The sequence below is a fragment of the Microbacterium sp. LWO14-1.2 genome (assembly GCF_038397715.1).
Lineage (GTDB): Bacteria > Actinomycetota > Actinomycetes > Actinomycetales > Microbacteriaceae > Microbacterium.
In genome coordinates, this window is the sequence record NZ_CP151633.1 from 1662029 (window position 1) to 1688360 (window position 26332).

The following is a 26332-nucleotide window of genomic DNA, read 5'->3' on the forward strand; positions in this document are numbered from 1 at the left end:
ATCAGAGCGTGCGGGAGTAGTAGAAGGCCCGCTCGCCGGTCGCCGGGTCAGCGCCGGTGAAGCCGTGGGCCTCGTAGAAGCGCATCGTGTCGGCATCCGACTCGTCGACGTTGATCTCGATCTCGGCGACGCCCAACCGCTGGCACGCCTCGACCATCACCCGCAGGATCTCGCCGCCGATGCCTCCGCCGCGCTCCTCCGGCGACACGTACATCTCGTCGAGCAGAGCGACCGGGCCATCCGACCACACGTTCGGACGCACCGTCACCAGCGCGACGCCGATCGCCGGCTCCCCGCCGAGGACCGCGAACGTCGAGGGCCCCGCGAGCAGGGTCCGCAGCCGTCGAGTGAGCACCTCGACCCCCGGCGTGGCCGTGTCGAACTCGGTGTTGAAGGCGTGCAGCAGCTCGGCGATGCGCGGCGCATCGTCGGGCGTGGCCGTGCGGATGCGGTACGCGCGGGGCTCGTTCATCGGGTCTCTTTCGGGTAGAGAAGTATCGGGATGCCGGAGTGTGGCGATCCGAGGAATGTAGCGCGTTTCGTCTCGCTTCGCTCGCTCAACGACCCGGGGGGGGAGGGTTCGCTCGCTCAACGACCCGGGGCCGCTCCTCAGTTGGATTCGGCCTTGCGGGAGCCGGCCTCGAGCACGTCGCCGGCCGGGAGCTCCTTGTGGCCGCCGAACTGCAGACGCATCGCCGACAGCACCTGGTTCGCGAACCGGTCTTCGTCGCGCGACGCGAAGCGCTCGAAGAGGGATGCCGCGAGCACCGGCACCGGAACACCCACGTCGACCGCGGCCTTGACCGTCCAGCGGCCCTCGCCCGAGTCGGAGACGCGACCCGCGAGCCCGTCGAGCGTCGGGTTCTCGGCGAGCGCCGCCGCCGTCAGGTCGAGCAGCCACGACGAGATCACCGATCCGCGGCGCCACAGCTCCGAGACCTTCGCGGTGTCGATGGGGAACTGGTAGTACTCCGGCTCCTCCAGCGGCGCAATCTCGGCGGAGTGCTCGGCCTCGCGCACCCCGGCATCCGCGTTGTGCAGCAGGTTCAGGCCCTCGGCGATCGACGCCATGATGCCGTACTCGATGCCGTTGTGCACCATCTTCACGAAGTGCCCCGCGCCCGACGGGCCGCAGTGCAGGTAGCCGAGCTCTTCCGGTCCGAGCTCGCCGGTGCGCCCGGGGGTGCGCTCGATCTCGCCCTCGCCCGGCGCGATAGTCTTCAGGATCGGCTCGATCCGCTGCACGGCCTCGTCCGGCCCGCCGACCATGAGGCAGTAGCCGCGGTCGAGTCCGAAGACGCCGCCACTCGTGCCCACATCGACGTAGTGGATGCCGCGCTCCTTCAGCGCCTTCGCCCGACGGACGTCGTCGCGGTAGTTCGAGTTGCCGCCGTCGATGAGGATGTCGCCCTCGTCGAGAACGGCCGAGACCTCATCGGCCACCGAGCCGGTCAGCGACGCGGGCACCATCATCCAGACCGCGCGCGGAGCCTCGAGCTTCGACGCGAGGTCGGCCATGCTGTCCGCCCCGACGGCACCCTCCGCGACCAGTGCCTGCACGGCATCCGCATTGACGTCGTAGACGATGCACTCATGTCCGTCGCGCATCAGGCGGCGCACGATGTTCGCGCCCATCCGTCCGAGTCCGATCATCGCGAGCTGCATGAGGGTTCCTTCCATCGCCGAGCAGGGATGTCGTCATCCTCACACGCCCGCGGGCTGCGACCAAAGGGGGTGGCGCGTTTCGCGGAGAGGTGGGAGGGATCGGCGGGTTCTGCGGAGGGAGCCGCGTTTCGTCTCGCTTCGCTCGCTCAACGACCCGCGAAGAGGGAGTCGCTCGCTCAACCGCCCGGGAACTTCGCTCGCTCGACGAGCCGAGGGTCATGCGGGATCGATTCGCGCCGCTCAGCGCGCGGTCGGCGGCACCGCCGAGATGAGGCCGAGGGCCACGCTGATCCGGTCGGCGGATTCCACGACGTCCTCCTGCAGCCGATCGAGTCCGTAGTCGCGCATCATCGTGAGGCGGCCGGACAGCGAGATCGCGCCGACCGCCTGTCCGGTCGCATCGCGGATGGGCGCGGCGACGCACAGCCGCCCCAGGGCCAGCTCCTGGTCCTCGGTCGCGTACCCGTCGCGGCTGACCCGGTCGAGCTCGGCGTCGAGCGCGTCATGATCGCCGATCGTGTTCACCGTGTACTTCGGCAGATCGTCGCCGAGCAGGTCGCGACGCTCCTGCGCGGTGAGGCCGAGCAGCAGGCACTTGCCCAGCGCGGAGGCGTGCAGGGGCTGCCCGAGTCCGACCATGGTGTGCGACTTGCGCGCGAGCTCGCCCTCGGCGTGCGAGAGGTACACGGCCCTGTCGCCGACGCGCACGGCGACGTTCGCGCTGAACCCCGTGCGCTGGGCGAGCTCCTGCACGGGGGTGCGGCTCTCGCGGTGGATCGGGTACTGGTTGAGTCCGCGGCTCGCGAGCGACATGACCTCGGCACCGATCGCGTAGCCGTTCTCGACTTTCGACACGTAGCCGAGCTCTTCGAGGGTCGTCAGCATGCGGGCGATCGTCGACGCGCCGAGACCGGTCGCACGCGAGATGTCGGAGGCGCGGGGAGGCCCGCCGGTCGCACTCGCGATCGCCTCGAGCACCGCCGCCGCCCGACCGACTCCCTGCTGCACCTCTGCCGCCATGCCCCCAGTCTCCCCTACGACCGCGCCTCACCAGGGCAGTGCGACATCGCGCCCGCTCGGCTCGGCGTACACGCGCACGCTGCTCAGCGTCACGTACGCGTAGCCGTTCGTACGGCTCACGCGCACCCGCACGGCCTCGATCTCGTGCCGCGCGAAGTCGTGGATGCGGTGCCGGTGCCTGTTGTCGGTCACCGCGGCGACCGACAGCCACGCGCCGTCGACCTGCACCTGCACCTCGTAGTCGGCGACGAGCTCGGGAATCACGGTGAACTCGGTGCGGTGGTGGTGCAGGTTGATGAGGTCCTCGTCGACGTCGTCGTTCCACACGAGACGGACGGATGCCGCGGCGACCGGCTTCGGCCAGCGCAGCTCGATCCACTCCGGCGCGGCGGCGAGCGCCTCGGCATCCACCCGCTCCGACGACCACATGCGCGGCCCACCGTAGGGCCGGTTGCTGCCGTCGACGACCTTGTCCGCCGACCACGCGCGGGTCTCGCCGAGCGCGCGGAGCGAGACGCTGCGGCGGCGCAGCATGCGGGCGTTCCAGTCGGTGACGAGCTGGTGGTCGGCGTCGGGGATGTGGTCGTCGAACGCGGCGTCGTCGGCGCGCTTCGCGCCCATCGCCAGCACGCCGTAGGGTCGCTCGTCCGTGAGCACGAGGGAGACGTGCGGGTCGGCGCGCACGACGACGACCGTGTTGGCCGGCGTCTGCGGGTTCCAGGCGAGAGGGGCGGTGACGGAGTCCGCACCCGCGGCGACCGGAACCTCGACCTCGGCGATCTGCTCGACGGGCACGGCGTTCTGCGGCTTGCCCGTGGTCCAGAGTTCGATGCGGAGCGTGGTGTCGGACCCGACGACGACGTCGAGCTCGACGCCCTCGATCCGCGGGTCGACCGGGATCATCACGGCGATGTCGCGATCGAGCGGCAGCGTGTCGGCCGTGCGGTGCGCGCGGGTCGACACCTCGGTGAGCGCGCTCGACGCCGTGACCGTCGCCGCCGGCGCGAGGTCGTCGGCGTCGGTCGCGGAGATACCGAACACCGGCGCATCCTCGCGGAGGAGCGCCGCCTGCAGCGCACCCCGGTGCGACCCGGCGAGGTCGCGGGGTATGAGCCCGTCGCGGGCGAGCAGTGCGGCGGCCGTGCCGACGGCCTGCCCCTGCGTGGCGCAGGTGGCCATGACGCGGGTGGAGCCGAACGCGATGTGCGACGCCGAGATGTTGCGGCCGGCGAAGAGGAGGTTGGAGACGTCGCGCGAGTAGAGGCTGCGGAACGGGATCTGGTAGATGCCGTCGCTGTACCGCTGCAGCGCCCCCGCCTTCTCGGCGTACACGCCCTCGACGGGGTGGAGGTCGATCGACCAGCCGCCGAAGGCCACGGCGTCGTCGAACGCCGTCTGCTCCAGCACGTCGTGCTGCGTCATCGTGTAGTCGCCGATGAACCGCCGGTACTCGCGCTTGCCGGGGATCGCTCCGACCCACTCCAGGGTGAGCCGGTCGGCGTCGAACTCGCCGGAGTTCTTGATGTAGTCCCAGATGCCGTAGACGATCGACCACAGCTCGTCGCGGATCTGCTCGTTCGATGAGACGGTGTCGAGGTGCCCTCCCCACTCGATCCACCAGTAGTCGCAGCCGTTGTCGCCGGTGCGGATGATGCGGTTGCGCACGATGGGCGTCTCGCGGATGTCCTTGGCGATCAGCGGGGGCACGAAGCGCTCGGGTCTGCTGGCATCCTTCGTGTAGAAGAAGAGGGAGCTGCCGAGCAGCTCGCTGTCTGCGTGGTCGGGTGCCCAGGGCTCGTCGAACTCGGCCTTCGACTCGCGGCCCACGCGGTAGCCGGCACCGGCGAGGTGGCCGATCAGCCCGTCGCCCGAGCAGTCGAGGAAGACGGGGGCCTCGAACACCGTCTCGATCTCGCTGCCCATGGTCCAGCCGACCACGGCGGCGATGCGCGGCGCCTCGTCGGACGACGTCTCGTGCATCCGCACCTCGCGGACGTCGGTGTTGAGGTGCAGCGAGATGTTCGGCTCCGACCGCACGGCGTCGAGCAGCACCTGGTCCCAGTAGTAGGGGTTGCCCTCGGGGTTGCGGTACTGGTTCTCGAGCACGAGCTCGCCGACGATCCCCGTCTCGCGGGCGAACCGCTGCGTGCCGTGGGCCGTGGCGCCGACGACCCACACCCGCACCTCGCTCGACGAGTTGCCTCCGAGCACCGGCCGGTTCTGGATGAGCGCGACGCGCGAACCCATCCGCGCTGCGGCGATGGCCGCGCACGTGCCGGCGAGCCCCCCGCCGACGACCACCACGTCCACCTGGCTCTCCGCCTTGATCATCGGACCTCCTCGTCGCTGTCCAGACTACCTGGATTACCGTTCAGAGGTTGCAGATTACCACTCAGCGGTAGTAGCTTCTCATCAGACGCTACGATTGTGGTGTCCCCACCACCTCTACTCAAGGACGCGTAATGGGTATCACTGACACCGCCGACGGCGTCGGCACCGCGGTTCTCACCGACGACGAGCGCCGTCGGCGCATGCGCAAGGTCATCACGGCCGCCGGAGTCGGCCACTTCGTCGAATGGTTCGACTTCGGCCTCTACGGCACCCTCGCCACGGTCATCGCGCTGCACTTCTTCCAGACGGGTGACCCGCAGGCGGCGCTGCTGTCGTCGTTCGGGGTCTTCGCCGCCGGATTCATCATGCGGCCCATCGGCGGCCTGTTCTTCGGCTCCATGGGCGACCGCATCGGCCGCCGCACCACGCTCGGCCTCGTGATCATGGTCACCTCCGGGGCGACGTTCGTCATGGGCATCCTGCCCACCTACGACGCGATCGGTCTCGTGGCGCCCCTCCTTCTCGTGATCGTGCGTCTCGTGCAGGGTTTCGCCGCCGGCGGCGAGAGCAGCGGCGCGACCACCCTGCTCGCCGAGTACGCACCGAGCAACCGCCGCGGCTTCGTGTCGAGCTTCGTCGACGTCTTCGGCTTCGCGGCCTTCGTCGCGGGATCCGGTCTCGTGCTCCTCTTCACCGCCACTCTCGGCTCCGACGCCCTGAACGACTGGGGCTGGCGGGCCATGTTCGCCCTCGCGCTGCCGCTCGGCGCGGCCGGGCTCTACCTGCGCCTCAAGCTCGAGGACACCCCGGAGTTCCAGAAGATCAAGGAGAAGGGCGAGGTCACCGCCAAGCCGCTGCGCACCTCGATCTCGCGCTGGTGGAAGGCCCTGCTCTTCTGCGTCGGCTTCGTCGTGCTCAAGGCCGTCGGCCACTGGATCCTGCAGACCTTCATGCCCTCGTACCTGCAGACCGACCTCAAGTTCGACCAGCAGACGGCCTACGCCGTGACGACCATCGGCCTCGCGGCCATCATGATCCTCGTGCCGCTGTTCGGCCTGCTCAGCGACCGCATCGGCCGCAAGCCCGTCATGATCATCGGCGCGTCCGGCTTCATCGTCCTCACCTACCCCACGCTCATGCTCATGGGTTCGGGGGCGTTCCTCGCCGCCGTGGTCGCGATGATCATCCTCGGCGTCTTCATGGCCGCGTACGACGGGGCGATGAGCGCCGCGATGGCCGAGCTGTTCCCCACGAACATCCGCTACGGCTCGATGGCGATCGCGTACAACATCTCCGTCGCCGCGTTCGGCGGCATCACGCCGTGGTTCTCGCAGAGCCTCATCTCGTGGACGGGCAACACCTACGCCCCCGCGTTCTACGTGATGGGCGCCGCCGTCATCACGCTCGTCGTCGTGATCGGGGCCCGCGAGACCGCGAAGAGCCCGCTGATCGAGAAGGGCTGAGCGCATGCGCATCGTCGTCACCGGAGCCTCCGGGCGCGTCGGATCGACCGTGGCCGCGCAGCTCGTCTCGCGCGGCCACGAGGTGATCGGCCTCGACCGGGTCGCCCCGGTCGAGCCGATCCCCGGCGTGGAGCACATCGTGACCGACCTCACGGCGCTCGCACCCCGCGATCAGCGACTGGCGGATGCCGAGGCCGTGGCGCACCTCGGAGCCTTCATGTCGTGGAACGACGCCGACGCCGAGGCCGTCTACGAGGCCAACGTCACCGGAACCGTCGCGCTCGTGCGTGCGCTGACCGGGTCGTCGGTGCGGCGCTTCGTGCTCGCGAGCACCGGCGAGGTGTACCCCGAGAACGCGCCGCAGTACCAGCCCGTCGACGAGCAGCATCCGCGTCTCCCCCGCACCTGGTACGGACTCAGCAAGGTGCTGGCGGAGGAGACGGTCGCGTTCGCCGGCCGCACCCTGGGCTGGGACACGGTGGTGCTGCGGTTCTCGCACACGCAGCATCCCGCCGAGCTGCTCGACCCGACGTCGTTCTTCTCCGGTCCGCGCTTCTTCGCGAAGGCGCGGTTCGCGAAAGAGGATGCCGCGGGCAACGCATTCGTCGCCGACCAGCTCCGTGGGTTCGCCGACGACGACGCCGACACCGTGATCGTCGCTCAGCGGGCGGACGGCAGCCCGACCACCATGGGGATCATGGCCGCGCCCGACCTCGCGCGCGGGGTGGTGCTGGCGCTCGAAGGCGACACCTCCGGCCACGAGGTCATCGGGCTCGGCCCCGACTCGTCGACCGACCTCGGCTCGTTCGCCACCCGTCTGGCAGAGGCCGCCGGGCTGCCGACCACGCCGCTGACCCTGCCCGACACGGCGCCGTCGTACACGACCAGCAACGGCAGGGCCAGGGAGCTGCTCGGGTTCCGGCCTGAGTACGACGAGGCGCGCATGATCGACGCCGCCGTCCAGGCGCGACGCGAGCGGGCGGACGCGGTGCGGCGGTAGGCCCTCTGCGGAGGGAACCGCGTTTCGTCTCGCTCCGCTCGCTCAACGACCCGCGCAGACCCCCGCTCGTCGAGCCAGGAGCGAAGCACCGAGACGAAACGCCGCACGCCGTTCTCCGACACCCACCGCGTTTCGTCTCGCTCCGCTCGCTCAACGACCCGTAGGGGCTCCGCTCGCTCAACGACCCGCAGGGGCTCCGCTCGCTCAACGACCCGCAGGGGCTCCGCTCGCTTCGTGAACCGGCGGCGGCGGGTCAGCGCGGTGCGCGGACGGCATCCCCCATCGCGGCGAGCGCCTCGGCGAGGATCGGCCGCGGCGTCGCGAACACCACGCGCACGAAGCGCTCGTACCCGTGCCCGAGCAGGGCGCCGTCGGTGAGCACGACGCCGGCCTGTTCGCGGAAGAACCGGGCCGGCGAGCCCGGGATGCCGAGCGCGCCCGTGTCGATCCAGCCGATGTAGGTGGCCTCGGGCTCGCGGTAGACCGCGCCGGGCAGATGCTCGGTGACGAGCTCGCCGAGCGTGCGCCGCGAGTCGGAGAGGTAGGCGAGCACCCCGTCGAGCCACGGCCGCCCCGCCCGGTACGCCGCGGTCGACGCGACGACTCCGAGCGTCGACGCGCCGTGCTGCACGGAGAACCCGAACCGGCGGTACTGCTCCTGGTCGATGTCGTTCGAGAGCACGAGCTGGGCGGCCTTGAGTCCGGGGATGTTCCACGCCTTCGACGCGCTCGTGCCGGTCACGGTGTGCGCGGCCGTCGCCTCAGAGAGCGACGCGTACGGGGTGAACGGGCGCGCGTCGAAGCGGAGCGGCGCGTGGATCTCGTCGGCGAACACCCGGCCGCCGTGCCGCTCGACGATCTCGGCGATCGCCTCGAGCTCGGCACGGTCGACGACGGTGCCGGTCGGGTTGTGCGGGTTGCACAGCACGAGCGTGCGCGCGCCGGCGGCGAAGGCCTCGTCGATGCGGTCGAGGTCGTGGTGCCAGCGCCCGTCGACCTCGACGCCCGGCACCTCGATCACGGAGTGCCCGATCGACGGCAGGTAGGTGAGGAACGGCATATACGCGGGAGTCGGCACGATCACCGGCGACCCGGCGGGCGCGTACTCCTCCACGGCGACGCGGAGCGCGGCCATCACGTCGGATACCGGATGCACGCGCTCGGGATCGACGGTCCAGCCGTACTCGGTGCGCATCCAGTCGGCGGTGGCCGACCCGAGGTCGGCGGCGAGCGGCGGCGAGAGGTATCCGAGGGTCTCCTCGTCGATCGCCTGGTGCAGCGCCGCGGCGATCTCGGGGGCGATGCCGAAGTCCATCTCCGCGACCCAGGCGCCGATGCTGCCCGGATGCAGACTCCACTTGCGGCTCTCAGGGCGGTCGAGGTCGAACCGGGTCCTGGTGTCGAAGGGATGCGTGGCGCGGCGCGCGGAGTCGGTCATGTCGTTCGGCTCTCAGCCCACCGGCCGACATCGCCGGGCGGCGCTCGCGATGCGGATGACGGACACGGGGACTCCTTCGACGGGAGCCTCCAGCCTACGGACGCACTCGATCGGCATGCACATCATGTGTCGACACGTGACGGCATCCTCGCCTCAGCTCGCCGACACGACGCCCATCGCCGCACGCACGAGGGCGGCGTTGTCGAAGGCGGAGCGGCCATCGGGCAGGACGAGCGTGTCCTCGAATCCGATGCGGGTGTCGAGTCCGAGCTCGACGGCGAGCGCGAGCGCCGGCCAGGCCGACCTCTCCTCGCCGTGCAGCAGGATCGGGACCTCGGCGTCCTCCGCGCGCACGTGCGCGATGAGCCCTTCGGCGTGAGTGCGCACGACGTCGGCGGCCTCGTCAGGCAGCTCGATCAGCACGCGCAGACACTCCCCGCGAACGGGAGAGTCACGCCAGGCCTCGAATCCGGTGCCGTCCCAGATCCCGGCCTCGACGCCGACGCCTCGACGCCGCAGAGCCACGGCGACCTCGTCGGCTCCCGCCTCGTGCCAGTTCACCGAGGCGTGGTCGGGCAGCTCGGTCCATGCCTCGATCGCCGCGAGGCGGCGTTCGACGTCGGGCTCGGTCCACGCACCGGTTGTCACACCGATCGGGATGCCGGGGCACGCCGCACGCAGCGCCCTCACCCATTCCGCGACATGGTCGGGAGCCACGGAGTCGTGGCCGGCGGCATCCTTCGGGTGCACGTGGATGTCGCCCGCGCCGGCCGCGACGGCCCGCGCCGCATCCGCGGCGGCGAGGGTTGCGTCGGCCGTCAGACGCGGGTGCTGGGCGAGCTCGCGTGCGCCGTTGAGGCACGCCTGCACGAGCATCCGTCGTGCGTCGACGGACCCCGTGTCGCCCGGCCCGGCCATCAGTTCATGAGCTCCCGCGGGTGGAACTGGTGCAGCCCGCCGGTGTCGGACGGCCCCTCCTCGGTGCGGATGTTGTGCGCGACCTGCCGTGCCGTCGCTGCTCCTCGGCCGACCCGCACGGCCTCCTCCTGGGTCTCGAAGCTGTTCCCCAGGGTACGTGACTCCCCCTCGATCCGGTTGAACCAGATGCCGTCGCGCTGGAACGTCTCGATGTCTCCTGCAGCCATGGGGGATGTCCTCTCCGTTCCCTCTTTTCTACGCGAGGGCTCGGACACGGCAGGAGGGGCTTGACAGAATCGGCGCTCCTCGGCGATGGGACGGATGCGGTCGCATACAGACATCCCGCGCCACGTCAAGGGCGGTGACGGGGTGATTTGCGCACCGTACGGTCATGTCATGCCCGACCCGAAGACCGCTGCGCGGAGCGCCCGATGAGCCTCGAGGTGATGTCGCCCACCGAGGCGCTGCTCGACGGCCGCTACGTGCTCAAGGAGCGGGTCGGTCGCGGCGGCATGGCGACCGTCTACCGGGCCGAGGACACGCACCTCGAGCGCATCGTCGCGATCAAGATGATCCACGAGGACGACGGCGCGGCCTCGTCCGCCGAGCGGGCCCACAACGAGAAAGCGCTGCTCGCGGCCGTCGACCACCGCGCGCTGGTCACGCTCTACGACGCGCAGCTGATCCCCGGTCGGCCGCGCTACCTCGTGATGGAGTTCGTCGAGGGACCCACCCTCGCCCGCCGCATGAGCACCGGACCGATGCGTCCGCGCCAGGTCGCCCGCGTCGCACGCGACGTCGCCGAAGCACTGTCGATCGTGCACGGAGCGGGAATCGTGCACCGCGACGTCAAGCCGTCGAACGTCCTGCTCGCCCGCGACCCCGGCGGCGGTCCCTGGACCGCGAAGCTCGCCGACTTCGGCATCGCCTGCACGGTCGGCAGCCCCCGCCTGACCTCGCCCGGCATCGTGCTCGGCACCCTCACCTACATGGCGCCGGAGCAGCTGCGCGACGCCGAACCAGGCACGGCGGTCGACGTCTTCTCGCTGGGCCTCATGCTCATCGAAGCCCTCACCGGCGAGCCCGCCTACCCCACCATGAGCACCGGACGCGGAGCGGCAGTCGCCCGGCTCATGAACTCGCCCACGATCCCCGACAGCGTGCCCGAGGAGTGGCGCGGACTGCTCGAGCAGATGACACGCCTCGAACCGGCCGAACGCCCCACCGCGCGCGAGGTCGCCCGCGCGGCGCGCGCGCTCATGCGCGGCGAGGCTCCGACCGCCATCGCGCCCGCGGGTGCAGCCGGCATCGTCCCCGGCACGGATGCCGCAGGGCCGGATGCCGCGGCCGCAGCCGCCTCCCCGGACGGCGTGCCCGTCGGTGCCGCGGCTCGTGGTGCTGCCGGCGCAGTCGGCGCTGGTGCAGCCGCCGCTGGCGCAGTCGGCGCTGGTGCAGCCGCCGCTGGCGCGGACGCCGCCGCTCCTGCGGCCGCCACGAAACCGCCGACCGACCGCACCGCGGTGCTCGACGCGACACCCGCCGCGCGCCGCCGTCGCAACCCGCGTGCGGTCGCCGGCATCGCCGCGGCCGCCGCGGTCGTCGTCGCGGGCGCGCTCGCCACCGGTTTCGTCGCCGGAAACCCTCCCGTCGCCGCGAGCGGTCGGCTCGCGGCATCCTTCGCCGAGCGCACCGTCATCGCGCCGGAGGACTCCGGACAGGCCCCCGTCGAGGTGGTCGTGAGCGAGCCGACCGACCAGGACCCGATCCTCAACCAGCCGGCGGTCGATCAGCCGGCGCAGAACGAGAACAAGGGTCCGGGCAACAACAACGGCAACGAGAACAAGGGCCCCGGCAACAACAACGGCAACAAGGGCAACAAGGGCGACAAGGGCGACAAGGGCGACGACCGCTGAGCGGTCAGGCCGCGCGCACGTCGAGCACCCAGGTCACGCCGAACCGGTCGGTCAACATCCCGAATCCGGCCGACCAGGCCGAGGCGGCGAGCGGCTCGATGATGTCCGCGCCGTCGGCGAGTGCGTCCCAGTAGCCCCGCAGCTCGTCGAGCGATCCGGCCTGCAGCGACTGGAAGAACGTCCGGTCCGTGAGCGTGACGCCGTTCTCGCGGCGAGTGCTCCCGGCGACGGAATCGGCTTCGTCGGCGCCCGGCACGTCGTAGGCGAGGAGGCGGAAGCCGTCGGCGTTCACGACCTGCCCGAACACGACGCGATCGGAGCCGGGCGCCTCGGCCGGCATCCCGAAGTCGGCGTACGTCGCGATCGAGACGTCGGCGGCGAACACCGTTCCGTAGAACTCGAGCGCCTGGCGGGCGGTGCCGCGGAAGTTGAGGTGGGTGGTGGTGGTGACGGTCATGAGGTTCTCCTGTCGATGAGGCGGCGGATGCCGTGAGAACCACGATCACAGCAGTAGAGGTCAGTTTCGGTCCGCTTCTCGGACGAGAATGGAGACATGTCCCGTCCCTCGTCACGGATGCTGTCGTTGCTGTCGCTCCTGCAGGCGCGGCGCGACTGGCCGGGCCCCGTGCTGGCCGAGCGCCTCGATGTCAGCCCGCGCACCGTCCGCCGTGACGTCGACCGGCTGCGCGAGCTCGGCTACCGCATCACCGCGACCAAGGGACCGGACGGCGGCTACCGACTGGATGCCGGATCGGAGCTGCCCCCGCTGCTCTTCGACGACGCGCAGGCCGTCGCGATCGCGGTCGCCCTGCAGGGTATGCCCGCGAGCGGCATCGACGTCGACGACGCAGCGGCGCGCGCCCTCGCGACCGTGCGCCAGGTGATGCCGTCGCGACTGCGGCACCGCATCGACGGCATCCGCTTCTCCGGGGTCGAGAACGAGACGCGCGTGGATCCGCGCGTGCTCGAGGCCGCGAGCGCCGCCACGCGCGATCGACTCGTGCTGCGGTTCGACTACGGTCCGGCCGATCGTCCGCCCCGCCGCACCGAGCCGCACGCGGTCGTGGCGAGGGAGGGCCGGTGGTACCTGCTCGCCTGGGACCTCGACGCCGACGACTGGCGCACCTTCCGACTCGACCGGATGACCCCGCGCGTGCCGACCGGCCCCTCGTTCACCCCGCGCCCCCTGCCCGCCGCGGACGCGCAGACCTACCTCGCGGCCCGAGCCAAGGGGTCGGATGCCGAGGACCGCTGGCCCTGCTTCGGCGAGGTCGTGATCGAGCTCCCGGCGCACGAGGTCGCTCCGTGGATCGGATCCGACGGCTCGGTGGTCCCGGTCGACGACCGGTCGTGCCGCGTCAAGGTCGGGTCGTGGTCCTGGGTCGGGGTGCTCGCCGCCGTGACCCGCTTCGACGCTCCGTTCACGGTCGCGGGTCCCGAGCCGCTGGCCGAGGCGGCGCGCACCCTCTCGGCGCGCTTCGCCGCGGCATCCCCTCGCTGATCCCGCTCGCCCCGACGCACGGGCGAGAGCACGATCCGCCCCCGGTAGACTGGGATCGCCCCGCCGGCCCCTTCCTTAGGAGTGCGCGTGACCACCGCCCCTGCACCTGCCCACAAGCACGTCCCCGACTCCGTCGAGAACGCGATCGCGACTCCCGAGAAGGAGCAGCCCTACGCGGCGCTGGGCCTCAAGGACGACGAGTACGCCCGCATCAAGGAGATCCTGGGCCGCCGCCCGACCTCCGGCGAGCTGGCGATGTACTCGGTCATGTGGTCGGAGCACTGCTCGTACAAGTCGTCGAAGAACTACCTGCGCCGCTTCGGCCAGAAGGTGTCCGACGAGATGAAGGAACGCCTCATGGTCGGCATGGGGCAGAACGCCGGCGTCATCGACGTGGGCGAGGGCTGGGCCGTCACGTTCAAGGCCGAGTCGCACAACCACCCCTCGTTCATCGAGCCGTTCCAGGGCGCGGCGACCGGCGTCGGCGGCATCGTCCGCGACATCATCTCGATGGGCGCCCGCCCCGTCGCGGTCATGGACGCCCTGCGCTTCGGCGCGATCGACCACCCCGACACCGCCCGCGTCGTGCACGGCGTGACGAGCGGCATCAGCTTCTACGGCAACTGCCTCGGCCTGCCGAACATCGGCGGCGAGACGGTCTTCGACTCCGTCTACCAGGCCAACCCGCTGGTCAACGCGCTGGCCGTGGGCGTCCTCCGCCACGAGGACCTCAAGCTCGCCAATGCCACCGGCGTCGGCAACAAGGTCGTGCTCTTCGGCGCCCGCACGGGCGGCGACGGCATCGGCGGCGCCAGCATCCTGGCATCCGACACCTTCGCCGACGGCGGACCCACCAAGCGCCCCGCAGTGCAGGTCGGCGACCCGTTCGCCGAGAAGGTGCTCATCGAGTGCTGCCTCGAGCTGTACCGCGGCGAGCTCGTCGAGGCCATCCAGGACCTCGGCGCCGCCGGCATCTCCTGCGCGACCTCCGAACTCGCGGCCAACGGCAACAGCGGCATGAAGGTCTCGCTCGACAACGTGCTGCTGCGCGACCCGTCGCTCACGGCCGAAGAGATCCTCATGTCGGAGTCGCAGGAGCGCATGATGGCGATCGTCGCCCCCGAGAAGCTCGACGCGTTCCTCGAGGTCGTCGGCAAGTGGGAGGTCGAGACCTCCGTGCTCGGCGAGGTCACGGGCGACGGACGCCTCGTCATCGACTGGCAGGGTGAGCGCATTGTCGACGTCGACCCCTCGACCGTCGCGGTCGACGGCCCCGTCTACGACCGCCCGGTCGCCTATCCGACGTGGATCGACGCACTCCAGGCGGATGCCGCGGAGAACCTCCCCCGCTCGAACGACCCGGCCGAGCTGCGCGAGCAGTTCCTCGCGCTCGTCGCGAGCCCGAACCTCGCCGACACGCGCTGGATCACCAACCAGTACGACTACTACGTGCTCGGCAACACCGCCCTGGCGTTCCCCGACGACGCCGGCATGATCCGCGTCGACGAGGAGTCGGGTCTCGGCTTCGCGATCTCGACCGACGCCAACGGCCGCTACTGCCAGCTCGACCCGTATGCGGGCGCGCAGCTCGCGCTCGCCGAGGCGTACCGCAACGTCGCCGTCACCGGTGCCGTGCCGACCGCGATCACCGACTGCCTGAACTTCGGCTCCCCCGAGAACCCCGAGGTCATGTGGCAGTTCGGCCAGACCGTCGACGGCCTCGCCGACGGATGCTACGAGCTCGGCACCCCGGTGACCGGCGGCAACGTCTCGTTCTACAACCAGACGGGCGACGTGCCGATCCACCCGACGCCGCTCGTCGGCGTGCTCGGCATCATCGACGACGTGTCCCGCCGCATCCCGTCCGGCTGGCAGGACGAGGGTCAGAACATCTACCTGCTCGGCACGACCTCGACGGAGCTCTCGGGTTCCGCGTGGGCCGAGACCGTGCACCAGCACCTCGGCGGGCTCCCCCCGAAGGTCGACCTCGCGGGCGAGAAGCGCCTGGCAGGTCTGCTGTCGGCGGCGCGCGACGAGTGGCTGATCTCGTCGGCGCACGACGTGTCGGAGGGCGGCCTCGCGCAGGCGCTCGCCGAGGGCGTCTCGCGCTTCGGCGTCGGCGCGCGCGTCTGGCTCAACGAGATCATCGAGCGCGACGGAGTGGATGCCGCATCCGCGCTGTTCTCGGAGTCGACCGGCCGTGTGATCGTGACCGTGCCCCGCGAGGACGACGTGAAGTTCCGCGGGCTGTGCGAGGGCCGTGGCTACCCGGTCGCCCGCATCGGCGTGACCGACAGCGAACCGCAGCTCGAGGTGCAGGACGTGTTCACGATCCCCGTCGCCGAGATCCGCGAGCGCTCTCAGGCCACCCTTCCCGCGGCCTTCGGCCCGACGGTCGCGGAGCCGGTCGGCGCATGAGCGAGATCAGCCGCCCCGACGACGACTACGGCGACCTCGGCGAACGCCGCAACCGCCGCATCCGCGTGGTCGCGTGGGTGGTGATCGTGGCGCTGCTGCTCGGCGGCGGCGGCGCGACCGTGATCACGCTGATCCTCGGCTGAGCGACGCCGGAGCGGCGACGCGCACAGATTCGACCGTTCCCGAGACGGAAGTGAGGGGTGACCGCCCGAGCGGCCACCCCTCTCCGGTTCCGAGGGGAGGTCTCGTCACCGGCATAGGCTCAATCCCGTACTGAGCCTCTTGTCGACCGCGCCCTACGGGGAGCGGGGCCGACGGTCGGGATGCGGTAACGGGACCGCACCTCGACGATCAGCGGGACCACGGGAGTCCCTGGTCCTGATGTCAGCGCGCCGACGAGTTCTCGCGGAGCAGGTCGCGGATCTCGACGAGCAGCTCGGTCTCGGTCGGTGCGATGACCTCGACGACCGCCGGCTGACGAGCCGCCTGGCGCTCCTTCCACTTGTTCATCGGCAGGACGAAGACGAAGTAGACGACGAGCGCGACCGCGAGGAAGGCGATGACCGCCGACAGGAGGTCGCCGAGCGGGAACGTGACCTCGTGGCCGTAGATGTTCGTCAGTTTCGGCCCGAACTCGCCGGTCGCGTCGGCCTCGAAGAAGAGTCCGACGAGCGGGGTGATGACGCTGGCCACGACGGCGTTGACGATCGCGGTGAACGCGCTGCCGATCACGACGGCGACCGCGAGGTCGATGACGTTGCCCTGCGCGATGAAGTCGCGGAATCCCTTGAACATGTGTCCCCAATGCAGAAGTCGGCCCCAGCCGAGAAAGAAGGAGTGTCGTGGGACGAATGCCCCGGTGACGCCCCTCGATAATGCACGACCGGTGCGCATTGTTCAACCGCATTTCGCGTTAACTTTATGGGTTGAATTGTGTTAACGAGCCGGTGATATCGTCCCAGTGCTGACACATCAGGGGGACGATTCGGGGGAATCGTTGTCAGCAGCCTTCCGTAGGGGTGAAGGAAGAGGCGCGATATCCCGGGATATCGCGCCTCACCTCTGCCCAGGCCCGGATTTCCGCGGCGGCCGCCCTCAGATGGGGACACGTCCGAGGGCCGCAGCGCGGGCGTGTGACGCCCCGGGGCAGGCGCACCCACTCCATTTCGGAATACCGCCCGAATTCGACCGCCGAGACGTTCTCACGCGCTGCGGGGCGACTGCCGAGATGCATGCACCTGCACGAATTCCTGACCGGCGGTCAATATCCCGGACCACCGGAATTCAATTCAGCGCGAGAAGAGGAAGCGCGTCAATTGCACCACCGAGGCGGTGTCGTGCGCCTCCCGGGCGAGCGCCTCCACGACGATCGCCCCGAGGATCGCGCGCCCGATCTGCTCGACCGGAGCATCGGCGGCGAGCTGTCCGTCGCGGATGCCGCCGCGCAGCCGCTCCGCGAGGTACTTCTCCACCCCCAGGCTCTCGCCCAGGTGGGCGCCGACCCCGGCATCCTCCGTCGCCGCCGCGACCAGCGACCGCAGCAGCGCGCCACCCTCGGGGGCATCGAGGATCGACAGCACGCTCCGCAGCCACGTCTCGACGTCGGCCGCGAGGTCACCGGTGTCCGGCACGACGAAGTCGACCGGGATCAGCCGACCCTCGGCGAGGCATTCGCCGATCAGCGCGCCACGCGACGGCCACCAGCGGTAGATCGTCTGCTTGCCGACGCCGGCTTCCTTCGCGATGCCCTCGATCGTGAGCCGGTCGTAGCCCCTGTTGTGGAACAGCCGGGCGGTCGCGTCGAGGATCGCCTCGCGGGCAGCCGTGCTGCGCACGGGCCCGCTCCGATGCTCGTTCACCACGTGTTCAGGATAACCACAGAACGCTAGACGATACGCACCGTATGATCTAAACGACTGAAGGAGATCGCGTTGGCTTCACTGCTGTTCCGTCTGGGTTCGTTCGCCGCACGCCGCGCCTGGGCGGTGGTGATCTCCTGGCTCGTGATCCTCGGCATCGGGGTGGGCGCGTTCCTCGGTCTGGGCGGCACGCTCAGCAACAGCTTCGACATCCCCGGCACGGCCTCCGGCGCGGTGACCGACCAGCTCGCCGAGAAGCTTCCCGACACCGCCGGAGGCACCGGCACGGTCGTCTATCGCACGACCGACGGCTCCGCGTTCACCGACGAGCAGAAGAAGGCGATCTCCGAGCTCGCGGCGAGCGCAGAGGACCTCGACGGGGTCGCCTCCGTCATCGATCCGTTCGATGCCCAGCAGCAGCAGGCCAATCAGGCCGCACAGCTCGCCGACGGCGAGAAGCAGATCGCCGACGGTCGCGCGCAGCTCGACGCCGGGCAGACGCAGCTCGACGAAGGCCGCGCCCAGCTCGACGCCGGCCTGCAGCAGCTCACCGCCGCCCGCGCACAGGCCGAGGCAGCCGGCGCCCCGTCCGCACAGCTCGCCGCCCTCGATGCGCAGCTCGCCGGGCTCAACGCCCAGCTCGCCGAGATCGAGGCCCAGGCGAAGACGCTCGACGAATCGCGCACCACGCTCGAGACCAACGAGAAGCAGGTCGCCCTCGGCTCGACCCTCCTCGACCTCGCCGACGGAATCGGCGTCGTGTCGGAGGACGGCTCGACCGCCATCGTGAACGTCTCGTTCGAAGACCCCCGCCTCGAACTCTCCGAGGAGATCAAGCAGGGCACGATCGAGCACTTCGAGTCGTCCCCGATCGACGGGGTCGAGGTCGACTTCGGCACCGACATCGCCCAGGGCGTCCCCGAGATCTTCGGCATCGGCGAGGCGGTCGGCCTCGCGATCGCCGCCATCGTGCTCATCGTCATGCTCGGGTCGCTGCTCGCGGCATCCTTCCCGATCATCACGGCGATCATCGGCGTGGGCGTCGGCGTCACGGCATCCCTCGCGTTCTCCGGCGTCGTCGACATGGCATCCGTGACCCCCGTGCTCGGCGTCATGCTCGGACTCGCCGTCGGCATCGACTACTCGCTGTTCATCGTCAACAGGCACCGCAAGCAGCTGCTCGCCGGCTCCCCCGTGCAGGAGTCGATCGGCCTCGCGACCGGCACCTCCGGCACGGCGGTCGTGTTCGCGGGCTCCACCGTCATCGTCGCGCTGCTCGCGCTCAACGTCACCGGTGTGCCGTTCCTCGGCCTCATGGGAACCGTCGGCGCCGTCTGCGTGGCGGTCGCCGTGCTCGTCGCGATCACGCTCACCCCCGCGCTGCTCGGGCTCGCCGGTATGCGCCTGCTGGGTCGCAGGGCCCGCGCCACGATCGGTCAGCCGCACGCCGCGGGCAAGCCGGTCACGCGCATGTCGACGCTGCGCGCCATCGTGACCGTGCTCGTCAGCGTGATCGCGCTGCTCGTGGTCGCGATCCCCTCCCTGTCGATGCGCCTCGGGCTGCCTGACGGATCGAGCGAACCCGCCGACTCCACGAGCTACCGCGCCTTCCAGGCCGTCGACGAGCAGTTCGGCGAGGGCGCGAACGGACCGCTGCTCGTCACGGCGACCCTCGACGAGGCGGTCAGCGACGACGATCTGCTCGCCACCCAGGTCGAGGTCGCGCAGAAGATCGCCGACCAGGACGACGTGGTCGCGGTCGCGCCCGTCGCGGCATCCGACGACAACACCCTGCTCGCGTTCCAGGTGCTGCCCGCCGAAGGCCCCAACAGCAGCTCCACCGAGAAGCTCGTGCAGGACATCCGCGCCCTGCCCGCGAGCGACGGCATCACGCTCGGCGTCGCAGGACAGGCGGCGATCAACATCGACATCTCCGAGGCGCTGGCCGGCGTGCTGCCGATCTACCTCGTGGTCGTCGTCGGGCTCTCGCTGCTCATCATGATCGTCGTGTTCCGATCGCTGCTCGTGCCGCTCATCGCCACCGGCGGCTTCGTGCTGTCGCTGTTCGCGACCTACGGCCTCATCGTCGCGGTGTTCCAGTTCGGCTGGGGAGCCGAGCTGATCGGGCTGCACAGCACAGGACCGATCCTCAGCTTCCTGCCGGTGATCCTCGTCGGCATCCTGTTCGGGCTCGCGATGGACTACCAGCTGTTCCTCGCCTCCGGCATGCGCGAGGCGTACGTGCACGGGGCGTCGGCCCGGGATGCCGTGGCGCAGGGCTTCCGCGCCGGCCGCTCGGTCGTCATCGCCGCCGCGCTCATCATGGTCTCGGTGTTCGGCGGGTTCATCTTCTCGGAGTCGACCATCATCCGCTCGATCGGATTCGGCCTCGCTTTCGGGGTGCTGCTCGACGCGTTCGTCGTGCGGATGCTGCTCATGCCCGCGCTCATGCACCTCCTCGGGCGCTCGGCATGGTGGCTGCCGCGGTGGCTCGACCGCATCCTTCCCAACGTCGACATGGAGGGCGCCGCGCTCGAGCGCGACCACCCCTCGGTGCACACCGACACGGTGTCGGTCGCGGAGCCCGAGGCGGAGGCGGCTCCCGGGACTCGGCGGGCGCGGCGCGAACGGGGCTGACGCCCGACGCCGTTGCGAAGGAGATCTCCCGCAACGAAGGAGCCGACCCCCGGATCGCTCCTCCGCAGCGGGAGATCTCCTTCGCTGCGTGCGCGCGGCGCGAGTCACGGCACGGTAGCCTCGGCGTGCGAGGAGGCACCATGACGATCCACCCCACGGACATCGGCCCCGACGAGAACATCGAGGGGTACCTGATCGGGTCGCCCGTGAGCCTGATCCGCGAGTTCACGGCGGTGCCGGGGTCGGGGCCTCGGCTGCACCGGCATCCGTACGTCGAGACGTTCCTCGTGCACTCGGGGCGGGCGCTCTTCACGCTCGGCGACGAGCAGGTCGTGGTCGAAGGCGGGCAGGTGATCGCCGCGCCGGCGCTCGTCGCCCACCGTTTCGAGGTGCTCGACGGCGGGACGTACAACGCGACGCACATCCACGCGAACGATCGGTTCGTCACGGAGTGGCTGGAGTAGACCGGGTGGCGGATTCTGGCGGGATGGATGCCGCGGCGGTATCCGTGTCGGTGGGGCGGCGTAGGGTGTGCGGATGACCGATGCCCGTGACGCGCTCGACCGGCTGCGCGCCGACGCGCTCGCTCGGGTGGCGACCACACGGGCCACGCTCGACCAGCTCACACACGACCGCGAGGGGTCGAACGACGACGACGAGCACGATCCGGAAGGCGTCACGCTGTCGTCAGAGTGGTCGAGACTGACCGGACTCGCCGAGGCCGCGGCATCCGAGCTCCGGCAGGTCGACGAAGCGATCGAACGACTGGATGCCGGGACGTACGGCATCTGCGCGAACTGCGGCCGCCCCATACCCGCCGGCCGACTCGAGGTGCGCCCCTTCGCCACGCACTGCGTCGCCTGCGCCGAGAAGCTCGGCGGCTGAGAGGTTCCGCGGAGGGGACCGCGTTTCGTCTCGCTCCGCTCGCTCAACGACCGGAAGGGGCGGGTTCCGGCCGCTCAACGACCGGAAGGGGCGGGTCCCGGCCGCTCGACGACCGGAGCGGACGAGGTCCCGGCCGCTCGACGACCGGAGCGGACGGGGTCCCGGCCGCTCAACGACCGGAAGCGACGGCCTCGGCGATCGCGCGGCCGAGGTCGACCGTCGTGGCGGTGCCGCCGAGGTCGGGGGTGAAGGGCGCAGCATCCGCTCCCCGAGCGAGTACCTCCTCGATGCCGGCGAGCACGGCGGCGCCGGCCTCCGCGTGGCCGAGGTGTTCGAGCATCATGGCGCCGCACCAGATCTGACCGATCGGGTTGGCGATGCCGCGTCCGGCGATGTCGGGCGCGGATCCGTGCACGGGCTCGAACAGGCTCGGGAACACCCCCTCGGGATTGATGTTCGCGCTCGGTGCGATGCCGATCGTGCCGGTGCAGGCGGGGCCGAGGTCGGACAGGATGTCGCCGAACAGGTTGCTCGCCACGACCACGTCGAACCAGTCGGGGTGCAGCACGAAGTTCGCGGTGAGGATGTCGATGTGGAACTGGTCCCGCGTCACGTCGGGGTAGTCGGCGCCGACCGCGGCGACCCGCTCGTCCCAGTACGGCATCGAGATCGAGATGCCGTTGCTCTTGGTCGCCGACGTGAGGTGCCCGCTTCGGCGTGCGGCGAGGTCGTAGGCGTAGCGCAGCACCCGGTCGACGCCGGTGCGGGTCATCACCGTCTCCTGCAACACGAACTCCCGCTCGGTGCCCTCGAACATGCGGCCGCCGATCGACGAGTACTCGCCCTCGGTGTTCTCGCGCACCACGTAGAAGTCGATGTCGCCGGGCTCCCGACCGGCGAGCGGAGAGACGACGCCGGGCATGAGCCGGCACGGCCGCAGATTGACGTACTGGTCGAACGCTCGGCGGAACTGGATGAGGCTCCCCCACAGGCTCACGTGGTCGGGCACGACCTCGGGCCAGCCGACGGCGCCGAAGTAGATGGCGTCGAATCCGCGGAGCGTCTCGAACCAGTCGTCGGGCAGCATCGCGCCGTGCTGCTGCCAGTACCCGGCGCTCGCGAAGTCGAACTCCTCGAACTCCAGGGCGATGTCGAAGCGGGATGCCGCGGCCCGCAGAACGCGCAGCCCCTCGGGCATCACCTCGGTGCCGATGCCGTCGCCGGCGATCACGGCGATGCGGTGCGTGGTGGTCATGGGTGTCCTTCCGGAAGGGTGGGGGCTTTCGAATCGCTTGATGTGCAGAATCCCGAGGTGGAAAGTCGCACATCAGGCGATTCGAAAGCTCGGGCAGGTCAGAGCACGTCGCGCTCGGCAGGGTGGTGGCACGCGACGCGGTGCGTGCCACCCGGCGTGACGAGCTCGGGTTCGGCGAGCTCTGGCACGACCTCGGCGCAGATCTCGGTGGCCTTCCAGCAGCGGGTGCGGAACCGGCATCCGCTCGGCGGGGCCACCGGGCTCGGCACGTCTCCCGTGAGCACGATGCGCTCGCGGGCCCGCTCCGCCCGCGGGTCGGGAACGGGGATCGCCGACAGCAGCGCCTGCGTGTACGGGTGCAGCGGACGCTCGTAGAGCTCGTCGACCGGGGCCTCCTCGACGAGCTTGCCGAGGTACATGACGCCCACGCGGTCGCTGAGATGCCGCACGACCGACAGGTCATGGGCGATGAACAGGTAGGTGAGGCCCAGGTCGCGCTGCAGGTCGTCGAGCAGGTTGAGGACGCCGGCCTGCACGCTGACGTCGAGCGCGCTGACCGGCTCGTCGAGCACGATGACCTCCGGCTCGACGGCGAGCGCCCTGGCGATGCCGATGCGCTGCCGTTGGCCGCCGGAGAACTCGTGCGGGAAGCGGTCGGCGTGAGCGGGGTTCAGCCCGACCTGCGCGAGCAGCTCCTCGACGCGTCGATCGCGGTCGCCGCGGTGCAGCCCGTGGATGATGAGCGGCTCGGTGAGCGTCGCCCGCACCGACTTGCGCGGGTTGAGCGAGGCGTACGGATCCTGGAACACGAACTGCACCCGCCGTCGCAGCAGGCGCAGGCGCTCCCCCGACACGGCGGTGATGTCGTCGTCGCCGAGCCGGATCGAACCGGCTTCGCTGGGCTGCAGGCGGGCGATGCTGCGTCCGAGCGACGACTTGCCGCATCCCGACTCGCCCACGAGCCCGAAGGTCTGCCCGCCCTCGATCGACAGGCTCACATCCGACACCGCCTGCACGACGTCGCGGCCTCGGCCGAACAGGCCTCCGCCGACGCGGTACTCCTTGACGAGTCCGTCGACCGTCAGACCGGTGCTGCCGGTGCGTTCCCCCACCTGCGACGCGCTCATGACACCGCCTCCTTCTGCCATTCGTCGACCCGCAGGCACGCTGCGGTGTGCCCGATGCCGACCTCGACCGGCGGCGGCACCACCGCGTCGCAGAGCCCCGCGACGGCGTGGGCGCAGCGCGGTGCGAAGCGGCATCCCTGCGGCCATTCCGTCGCCACCGGCGGCTGTCCGGCGATCTGGTACAGACGTTCCTCGCGTGACGAGCGCCTGTCGAGCCGCGGCAGCGAGGCGAGCAGCCCGGCGGTGTACGGATGCGCGGTCTCGTAGAAGAGCGGGTCGACGTCGGCGGCCTCGACGAGTCCCCCCGCGTACATGACCAGCACACGGTCGGCGGTGCCCGCGACGACGCCGAGGTCGTGCGTGATGAGCAGCACGGTCGTGCCGGTGCGGCGCTGCACCTCGCGCAGCACCTCGAGCACCTGCGCCTGCACGGTCACGTCGAGGGCGGTGGTCGGCTCGTCGGCGATCAGGAGGTCCGGTTCGTTCGCGATGCTCATGGCGATCATCACGCGTTGGCGCATGCCGCCGGAGAACTCGTGCGGGTAGCGGTCGACGCGCAGTTCGGGAGAGGGGATGCCGACGAGGTCGAGCAGTTCGACGGCCCTGGCCCTCCGCTCGGCGGCCGTGCTCTCGGGGCGGTGCACGCGCACGGCCTCGATCAACTGCTCGCCGACGCGCATCACCGGGTTCAGCGCGGTCAGAGCATCCTGGAACACGATCGCGACGTCCTTGCCGCGGATCTCACGCAGCTCGTCGTCGGAGAGCCCGACGAGCTCGCGGCCACGCAGTCTGATCGACCCGGTGACGACGGCCTTCTTCGGCAGCAGTCCCATGATCGCCATCGCGGTCATCGACTTGCCCGATCCGGACTCGCCGACGATGCCGACGGTCTCGCCCGTGCGCAGGGTGAACGAGACCCCTTCGACGGCGCGAGCGAGCCCGTGATCGGTGGGGAAGCTGATCGCGACGTCCTCGACCTGGAGCAGGATCTCGCCGCGTCCGCCGACAGAGGGGCTGGTCATAGGTTCTTCCCCTGCGGGTCGAGGGCGTCGCGGAGACCGTCTCCGATGAAGTTGACGCAGAGCACGGTGACGAGGATGAACAGGCCGGGGAAGTACAGCAGGTACACCTGCGGCGTGCCGACGTATCCCGCGGCCTGGCTGAGCATCGATCCCCAGCTCGTCTGCGGCGGCTGCACGCCGAACCCGAGGAAGCTCAGGGTCGACTCGGCGATGATCGACGAGGCCACCGCGAGGCTCATCGCGACCGCGATCACCCCGGCGAGGTTCGGCAGCAGATGCGACACGACGATGCGGAACCCGGATGCGCCGATGCCGCGCGCCGCGTCGATGAAGTCCTTCTCGCGCAGCGACAGCACCTGCGCCCGCACGACCCGGGCGATGTACGTCCAGCCGAGCGCGGTGAGGGCGAACACGATCGTCGTGGGCGACGATCCGAGCCCCTGCAGGATGACGGCGAGCAGTGCGATCGCCGGGACGATGAGGAACAGGTCGGTGATGCGCATGATGAGCTCGCCGATCCATCCGCCGAGGTAGCCGGCGATCGCACCCAGCGCTGTCCCGACGACGGTGGCGAGGAGGGCGACGGCGAGACCGATCGCGAGGGAGATCTGCCCGGCGAACAGGATCTCGCTGAGGTAGTCGCGCCCCAGCTCGTCCGTGCCGAGCCAGTGCGCGCCCGACGGCGGCGTGGGTCCGGTCAGGAGGTCCTGCTGTCCCTGCGGGTACGGCGCGATCCACGCAGCACCGAAGCAGACCACGAGCAGGATGACGAGGACGACGAGACTCACGACACCGAGCCGGTGCCGCAGGAACCCCTTCAGCAGCTGACGGGTCGGCGCCTTCTGCGGATCCTGCTCGGCGAGCAGCTCCTCCCGGCCGGCGATGCCTGCACCGCTCATGACAGCCTCACTCTCGGGTCGAGCACCGCGTACGCGATGTCGGCGATCAGGTTGCAGACGACGACCGCGACGGCGACCACGATCATCCAGGGCAGCAGCACGTACACGTCACCCGCGACGAGCGACTGCAGGAACAGGCGGCCCATGCCGGGGATCGCGAAGATCTGCTCGGTCACGACGAGTCCGCCGATGAGGATCGCCGCATCGAGGGCCACGACCGTCACGAAGGGGGCGAGGGAGTTGCGCACCGCGTGCCGCCAGATGACCTGGCGGCGCGGCACGCCCTTCGCCCTCGCGGTGCGGACGTAGTCGCTGGACAGCGCGTCGAGCATGGCCGCGCGCCCGAACCGGCTCCACGACGCGACGAGCGCGATCATCAGCGCCGCCACCGGGAGGACGAGGTGACGGAGATAGTCGAGCGGATCGCTCTGCCCCGGAGAGTTCAGCCCGATGAAGAACAGCGGCGGCTCGCTGAGGCCGAACTGCTCCTTGGGCCACACCGCGAAGGTCTGGATGAGGATGAGGCCGAACCAGAACGCGGGCATGGCGATGCCGATGTACGAGGCGCCCGTCAGCAGGTTGTCGCCCAGCGAGTACTGCCGAACGGCCGAGTACACGCTCACTGCGCCGGCGATCAGCACGGCGACCAGGAGTCCCCAGAACGCGAGCTGCAGCGTCGGCCACAGCGCCTCGCCGATGAGCGGCAGCACCGGCGTGCCGGTGCGGGTGCTGAGACCCCAGTCCCCGACGACCATCGATCGCAGCCACAGGAAGTACTGCTCGGGGATGCTGCGGTCGAGGCCGAGCCGCTCGATCTCGCGTGCGATCACCGAGGGGTCGTGCGCCAGACGGAGCTTCGCCAGCGGATCGAACGTCGAGCGCACGGCCCAGAAGAGGATGAACGAGGCGACGACGATCACCGGGATCGAGTAGAGAACCCGTCGGGTGATGAATGTGAGCACGTCGTCGCCTCGTTCCTGT

Annotated in this window: 24 protein-coding genes; 9 read left to right on the forward strand and 15 right to left on the reverse strand. The window is 70.4% G+C overall.

All coding sequences use genetic code 11. The annotated features are described in order from the left end of the window. Nucleotide 1: 1 nt before the first annotated feature. From MRBLWO14_RS08030 to MRBLWO14_RS08045, 4 genes are all read right to left on the reverse strand, one after another. On the reverse strand, nucleotides 2-472 hold the full coding sequence (locus MRBLWO14_RS08030) for a GNAT family N-acetyltransferase (protein ID WP_341935929.1): 471 nt from the start codon (nucleotides 470-472) through the stop codon (nucleotides 2-4). Nucleotides 473-609: 137 nt separating this feature from the next. Continuing rightward, a complete protein-coding gene (gnd, locus tag MRBLWO14_RS08035; RefSeq protein ID WP_341935930.1) occupies nucleotides 610-1665 on the reverse strand; it encodes a phosphogluconate dehydrogenase (NAD(+)-dependent, decarboxylating) in 1056 nt (351 codons plus the stop codon). A 240-nt stretch (nucleotides 1666-1905) separates the two neighbouring features. Beyond that, complete coding sequence (locus MRBLWO14_RS08040) at nucleotides 1906-2685, reverse strand: IclR family transcriptional regulator (protein WP_341935931.1); 780 nt, start codon at nucleotides 2683-2685, stop codon at nucleotides 1906-1908. A 27-nt stretch (nucleotides 2686-2712) separates the two neighbouring features. Beyond that, nucleotides 2713-5016 (reverse strand): FAD-dependent oxidoreductase, encoded by a 2304-nt coding sequence (locus tag MRBLWO14_RS08045; RefSeq protein ID WP_341935932.1) that lies wholly within the window; start codon nucleotides 5014-5016, stop codon nucleotides 2713-2715. Nucleotides 5017-5147: 131 nt separating this feature from the next. Here MRBLWO14_RS08045 and MRBLWO14_RS08050 point away from each other — a divergent pair, with 131 nt between their 5' ends. Next, nucleotides 5148-6479, forward strand: a complete 1332-nt coding sequence (locus MRBLWO14_RS08050; protein ID WP_341935933.1) for an MFS transporter — start codon at nucleotides 5148-5150, stop codon at nucleotides 6477-6479. A 4-nt stretch (nucleotides 6480-6483) separates the two neighbouring features. Beyond that, the gene (locus MRBLWO14_RS08055) at nucleotides 6484-7479 is read left to right on the forward strand and encodes an NAD(P)-dependent oxidoreductase (RefSeq protein WP_341935934.1); all 996 of its coding nucleotides are present in this window, start codon (nucleotides 6484-6486) and stop codon (nucleotides 7477-7479) included. Between the two features lie 253 nt (nucleotides 7480-7732). Here the strand turns inward: MRBLWO14_RS08055 and MRBLWO14_RS08060 are convergent, their stop codons facing one another. From MRBLWO14_RS08060 to MRBLWO14_RS08070, 3 genes are all read right to left on the reverse strand, one after another. Beyond that, the gene (locus MRBLWO14_RS08060; protein WP_341935935.1) at nucleotides 7733-8917 is read right to left on the reverse strand and encodes an aminotransferase class I/II-fold pyridoxal phosphate-dependent enzyme; all 1185 of its coding nucleotides are present in this window, start codon (nucleotides 8915-8917) and stop codon (nucleotides 7733-7735) included. 153 nt (nucleotides 8918-9070) lie between these two features. Continuing rightward, nucleotides 9071-9835, reverse strand: coding sequence for a 3-keto-5-aminohexanoate cleavage protein (locus MRBLWO14_RS08065; protein ID WP_341935936.1), 765 nt, complete (start codon nucleotides 9833-9835; stop codon nucleotides 9071-9073). Next, nucleotides 9835-10062: a DUF2188 domain-containing protein gene (locus tag MRBLWO14_RS08070; protein ID WP_096713984.1), complete on the reverse strand. Its 228-nt coding sequence runs from the start codon at nucleotides 10060-10062 to the stop codon at nucleotides 9835-9837. The genes MRBLWO14_RS08065 and MRBLWO14_RS08070 overlap by 1 nt, the downstream gene beginning before the upstream one ends. A gap of 204 nt (nucleotides 10063-10266) precedes the next feature. On the opposite strand from MRBLWO14_RS08070, the gene MRBLWO14_RS08075 reads away from it, so the two are divergent. Then, complete coding sequence (locus MRBLWO14_RS08075; RefSeq protein WP_341935937.1) at nucleotides 10267-11748, forward strand: serine/threonine-protein kinase; 1482 nt, start codon at nucleotides 10267-10269, stop codon at nucleotides 11746-11748. A gap of 4 nt (nucleotides 11749-11752) precedes the next feature. Here MRBLWO14_RS08075 and MRBLWO14_RS08080 read toward each other — a convergent pair whose 3' ends face one another. Beyond that, entirely contained in the window at nucleotides 11753-12205 is a 453-nt protein-coding gene (locus tag MRBLWO14_RS08080; RefSeq protein WP_341935938.1) for a VOC family protein, read from the reverse strand. Between the two features lie 96 nt (nucleotides 12206-12301). Here MRBLWO14_RS08080 and MRBLWO14_RS08085 point away from each other — a divergent pair, with 96 nt between their 5' ends. The 3 genes from MRBLWO14_RS08085 (at nucleotide 12302) to MRBLWO14_RS08095 (ending at nucleotide 15810) form a co-directional block, all read left to right on the forward strand. After that, a complete protein-coding gene (locus MRBLWO14_RS08085) occupies nucleotides 12302-13249 on the forward strand; it encodes a WYL domain-containing protein (RefSeq protein WP_341935939.1) in 948 nt (315 codons plus the stop codon). A gap of 87 nt (nucleotides 13250-13336) precedes the next feature. Next, nucleotides 13337-15667, forward strand: a complete 2331-nt coding sequence (gene purL, locus MRBLWO14_RS08090; protein WP_341935940.1) for a phosphoribosylformylglycinamidine synthase subunit PurL — start codon at nucleotides 13337-13339, stop codon at nucleotides 15665-15667. After that, complete coding sequence (locus MRBLWO14_RS08095; protein ID WP_341935941.1) at nucleotides 15664-15810, forward strand: hypothetical protein; 147 nt, start codon at nucleotides 15664-15666, stop codon at nucleotides 15808-15810. The genes purL and MRBLWO14_RS08095 overlap by 4 nt, the downstream gene beginning before the upstream one ends. Before the next feature lie 241 nt (nucleotides 15811-16051). Here MRBLWO14_RS08095 and mscL read toward each other — a convergent pair whose 3' ends face one another. Both mscL and MRBLWO14_RS08105 read right to left on the reverse strand, forming a co-directional pair. After that, nucleotides 16052-16462, reverse strand: coding sequence for a large conductance mechanosensitive channel protein MscL (mscL, locus tag MRBLWO14_RS08100; RefSeq protein WP_341935942.1), 411 nt, complete (start codon nucleotides 16460-16462; stop codon nucleotides 16052-16054). 494 nt (nucleotides 16463-16956) lie between these two features. Continuing rightward, nucleotides 16957-17529, reverse strand: a complete 573-nt coding sequence (locus tag MRBLWO14_RS08105; RefSeq protein WP_341935943.1) for a TetR/AcrR family transcriptional regulator — start codon at nucleotides 17527-17529, stop codon at nucleotides 16957-16959. Between the two features lie 69 nt (nucleotides 17530-17598). On the opposite strand from MRBLWO14_RS08105, the gene MRBLWO14_RS08110 reads away from it, so the two are divergent. The 3 genes from MRBLWO14_RS08110 to MRBLWO14_RS08120 all read left to right on the forward strand — a co-directional run bounded on the left by MRBLWO14_RS08110 (nucleotide 17599) and on the right by MRBLWO14_RS08120 (nucleotide 21048). Further along, nucleotides 17599-20163 (forward strand): MMPL family transporter, encoded by a 2565-nt coding sequence (locus MRBLWO14_RS08110; protein WP_341935944.1) that lies wholly within the window; start codon nucleotides 17599-17601, stop codon nucleotides 20161-20163. Nucleotides 20164-20303: 140 nt separating this feature from the next. Further along, nucleotides 20304-20627 carry a cupin domain-containing protein gene (locus tag MRBLWO14_RS08115; RefSeq protein WP_341935945.1) on the forward strand — a complete coding sequence of 108 codons (324 nt, stop codon included), beginning with the start codon at nucleotides 20304-20306 and terminating at the stop codon, nucleotides 20625-20627. A 73-nt stretch (nucleotides 20628-20700) separates the two neighbouring features. Next, entirely contained in the window at nucleotides 20701-21048 is a 348-nt protein-coding gene (locus MRBLWO14_RS08120) for a TraR/DksA C4-type zinc finger protein (RefSeq protein ID WP_341935946.1), read from the forward strand. A 169-nt stretch (nucleotides 21049-21217) separates the two neighbouring features. Here MRBLWO14_RS08120 and MRBLWO14_RS08125 read toward each other — a convergent pair whose 3' ends face one another. From MRBLWO14_RS08125 to MRBLWO14_RS08145, 5 genes are all read right to left on the reverse strand, one after another. After that, nucleotides 21218-22303, reverse strand: coding sequence for a tartrate dehydrogenase (locus MRBLWO14_RS08125; RefSeq protein ID WP_341935947.1), 1086 nt, complete (start codon nucleotides 22301-22303; stop codon nucleotides 21218-21220). 98 nt (nucleotides 22304-22401) lie between these two features. Continuing rightward, complete coding sequence (locus MRBLWO14_RS08130) at nucleotides 22402-23430, reverse strand: oligopeptide/dipeptide ABC transporter ATP-binding protein (protein ID WP_341935948.1); 1029 nt, start codon at nucleotides 23428-23430, stop codon at nucleotides 22402-22404. Next, the gene (locus MRBLWO14_RS08135) at nucleotides 23427-24452 is read right to left on the reverse strand and encodes an ABC transporter ATP-binding protein (protein WP_341935949.1); all 1026 of its coding nucleotides are present in this window, start codon (nucleotides 24450-24452) and stop codon (nucleotides 23427-23429) included. Before MRBLWO14_RS08135 ends, MRBLWO14_RS08130 begins: the two co-directional genes overlap by 4 nt. Next, a complete protein-coding gene (locus MRBLWO14_RS08140; protein ID WP_341935950.1) occupies nucleotides 24449-25351 on the reverse strand; it encodes an ABC transporter permease in 903 nt (300 codons plus the stop codon). The genes MRBLWO14_RS08135 and MRBLWO14_RS08140 overlap by 4 nt, the downstream gene beginning before the upstream one ends. After that, complete coding sequence (locus MRBLWO14_RS08145; protein WP_341935951.1) at nucleotides 25348-26313, reverse strand: ABC transporter permease; 966 nt, start codon at nucleotides 26311-26313, stop codon at nucleotides 25348-25350. Before MRBLWO14_RS08145 ends, MRBLWO14_RS08140 begins: the two co-directional genes overlap by 4 nt. Between the last annotated feature and the right edge of the window lie 19 nt (nucleotides 26314-26332).

Excerpts from the sequence above, each read along its gene's own strand:
- MRBLWO14_RS08135 (WP_341935949.1), bottom strand. The coding sequence starts at position 24,452 with ATGACCAGCCCCTCTGTCGGCGGACGCGGCGAGATCCTGCTCCAGGTC.
- MRBLWO14_RS08040 (WP_341935931.1), bottom strand. The coding sequence starts at position 2,685 with ATGGCGGCAGAGGTGCAGCAGGGAGTCGGTCGGGCGGCGGCGGTGCTC.
- MRBLWO14_RS08115 (WP_341935945.1), top strand. The coding sequence starts at position 20,304 with ATGACGATCCACCCCACGGACATCGGCCCCGACGAGAACATCGAGGGG.
- MRBLWO14_RS08060 (WP_341935935.1), bottom strand. The coding sequence starts at position 8,917 with ATGACCGACTCCGCGCGCCGCGCCACGCATCCCTTCGACACCAGGACC.
- MRBLWO14_RS08080 (WP_341935938.1), bottom strand. The coding sequence starts at position 12,205 with ATGACCGTCACCACCACCACCCACCTCAACTTCCGCGGCACCGCCCGC.
- MRBLWO14_RS08095 (WP_341935941.1), top strand. The coding sequence starts at position 15,664 with ATGAGCGAGATCAGCCGCCCCGACGACGACTACGGCGACCTCGGCGAA.
- MRBLWO14_RS08065 (WP_341935936.1), bottom strand. The coding sequence starts at position 9,835 with ATGGCCGGGCCGGGCGACACGGGGTCCGTCGACGCACGACGGATGCTC.
- MRBLWO14_RS08130 (WP_341935948.1), bottom strand. The coding sequence starts at position 23,430 with ATGAGCGCGTCGCAGGTGGGGGAACGCACCGGCAGCACCGGTCTGACG.
- MRBLWO14_RS08120 (WP_341935946.1), top strand. The coding sequence starts at position 20,701 with ATGACCGATGCCCGTGACGCGCTCGACCGGCTGCGCGCCGACGCGCTC.
- mscL (WP_341935942.1), bottom strand. The coding sequence starts at position 16,462 with ATGTTCAAGGGATTCCGCGACTTCATCGCGCAGGGCAACGTCATCGAC.
- MRBLWO14_RS08055 (WP_341935934.1), top strand. The coding sequence starts at position 6,484 with ATGCGCATCGTCGTCACCGGAGCCTCCGGGCGCGTCGGATCGACCGTG.
- MRBLWO14_RS08075 (WP_341935937.1), top strand. The coding sequence starts at position 10,267 with ATGAGCCTCGAGGTGATGTCGCCCACCGAGGCGCTGCTCGACGGCCGC.
- MRBLWO14_RS08030 (WP_341935929.1), bottom strand. The coding sequence starts at position 472 with ATGAACGAGCCCCGCGCGTACCGCATCCGCACGGCCACGCCCGACGAT.
- MRBLWO14_RS08070 (WP_096713984.1), bottom strand. The coding sequence starts at position 10,062 with ATGGCTGCAGGAGACATCGAGACGTTCCAGCGCGACGGCATCTGGTTC.
- MRBLWO14_RS08050 (WP_341935933.1), top strand. The coding sequence starts at position 5,148 with ATGGGTATCACTGACACCGCCGACGGCGTCGGCACCGCGGTTCTCACC.
- MRBLWO14_RS08085 (WP_341935939.1), top strand. The coding sequence starts at position 12,302 with ATGTCCCGTCCCTCGTCACGGATGCTGTCGTTGCTGTCGCTCCTGCAG.
- gnd (WP_341935930.1), bottom strand. The coding sequence starts at position 1,665 with ATGCAGCTCGCGATGATCGGACTCGGACGGATGGGCGCGAACATCGTG.
- MRBLWO14_RS08125 (WP_341935947.1), bottom strand. The coding sequence starts at position 22,303 with ATGACCACCACGCACCGCATCGCCGTGATCGCCGGCGACGGCATCGGC.
- MRBLWO14_RS08045 (WP_341935932.1), bottom strand. The coding sequence starts at position 5,016 with ATGATCAAGGCGGAGAGCCAGGTGGACGTGGTGGTCGTCGGCGGGGGG.
- MRBLWO14_RS08140 (WP_341935950.1), bottom strand. The coding sequence starts at position 25,351 with ATGAGCGGTGCAGGCATCGCCGGCCGGGAGGAGCTGCTCGCCGAGCAG.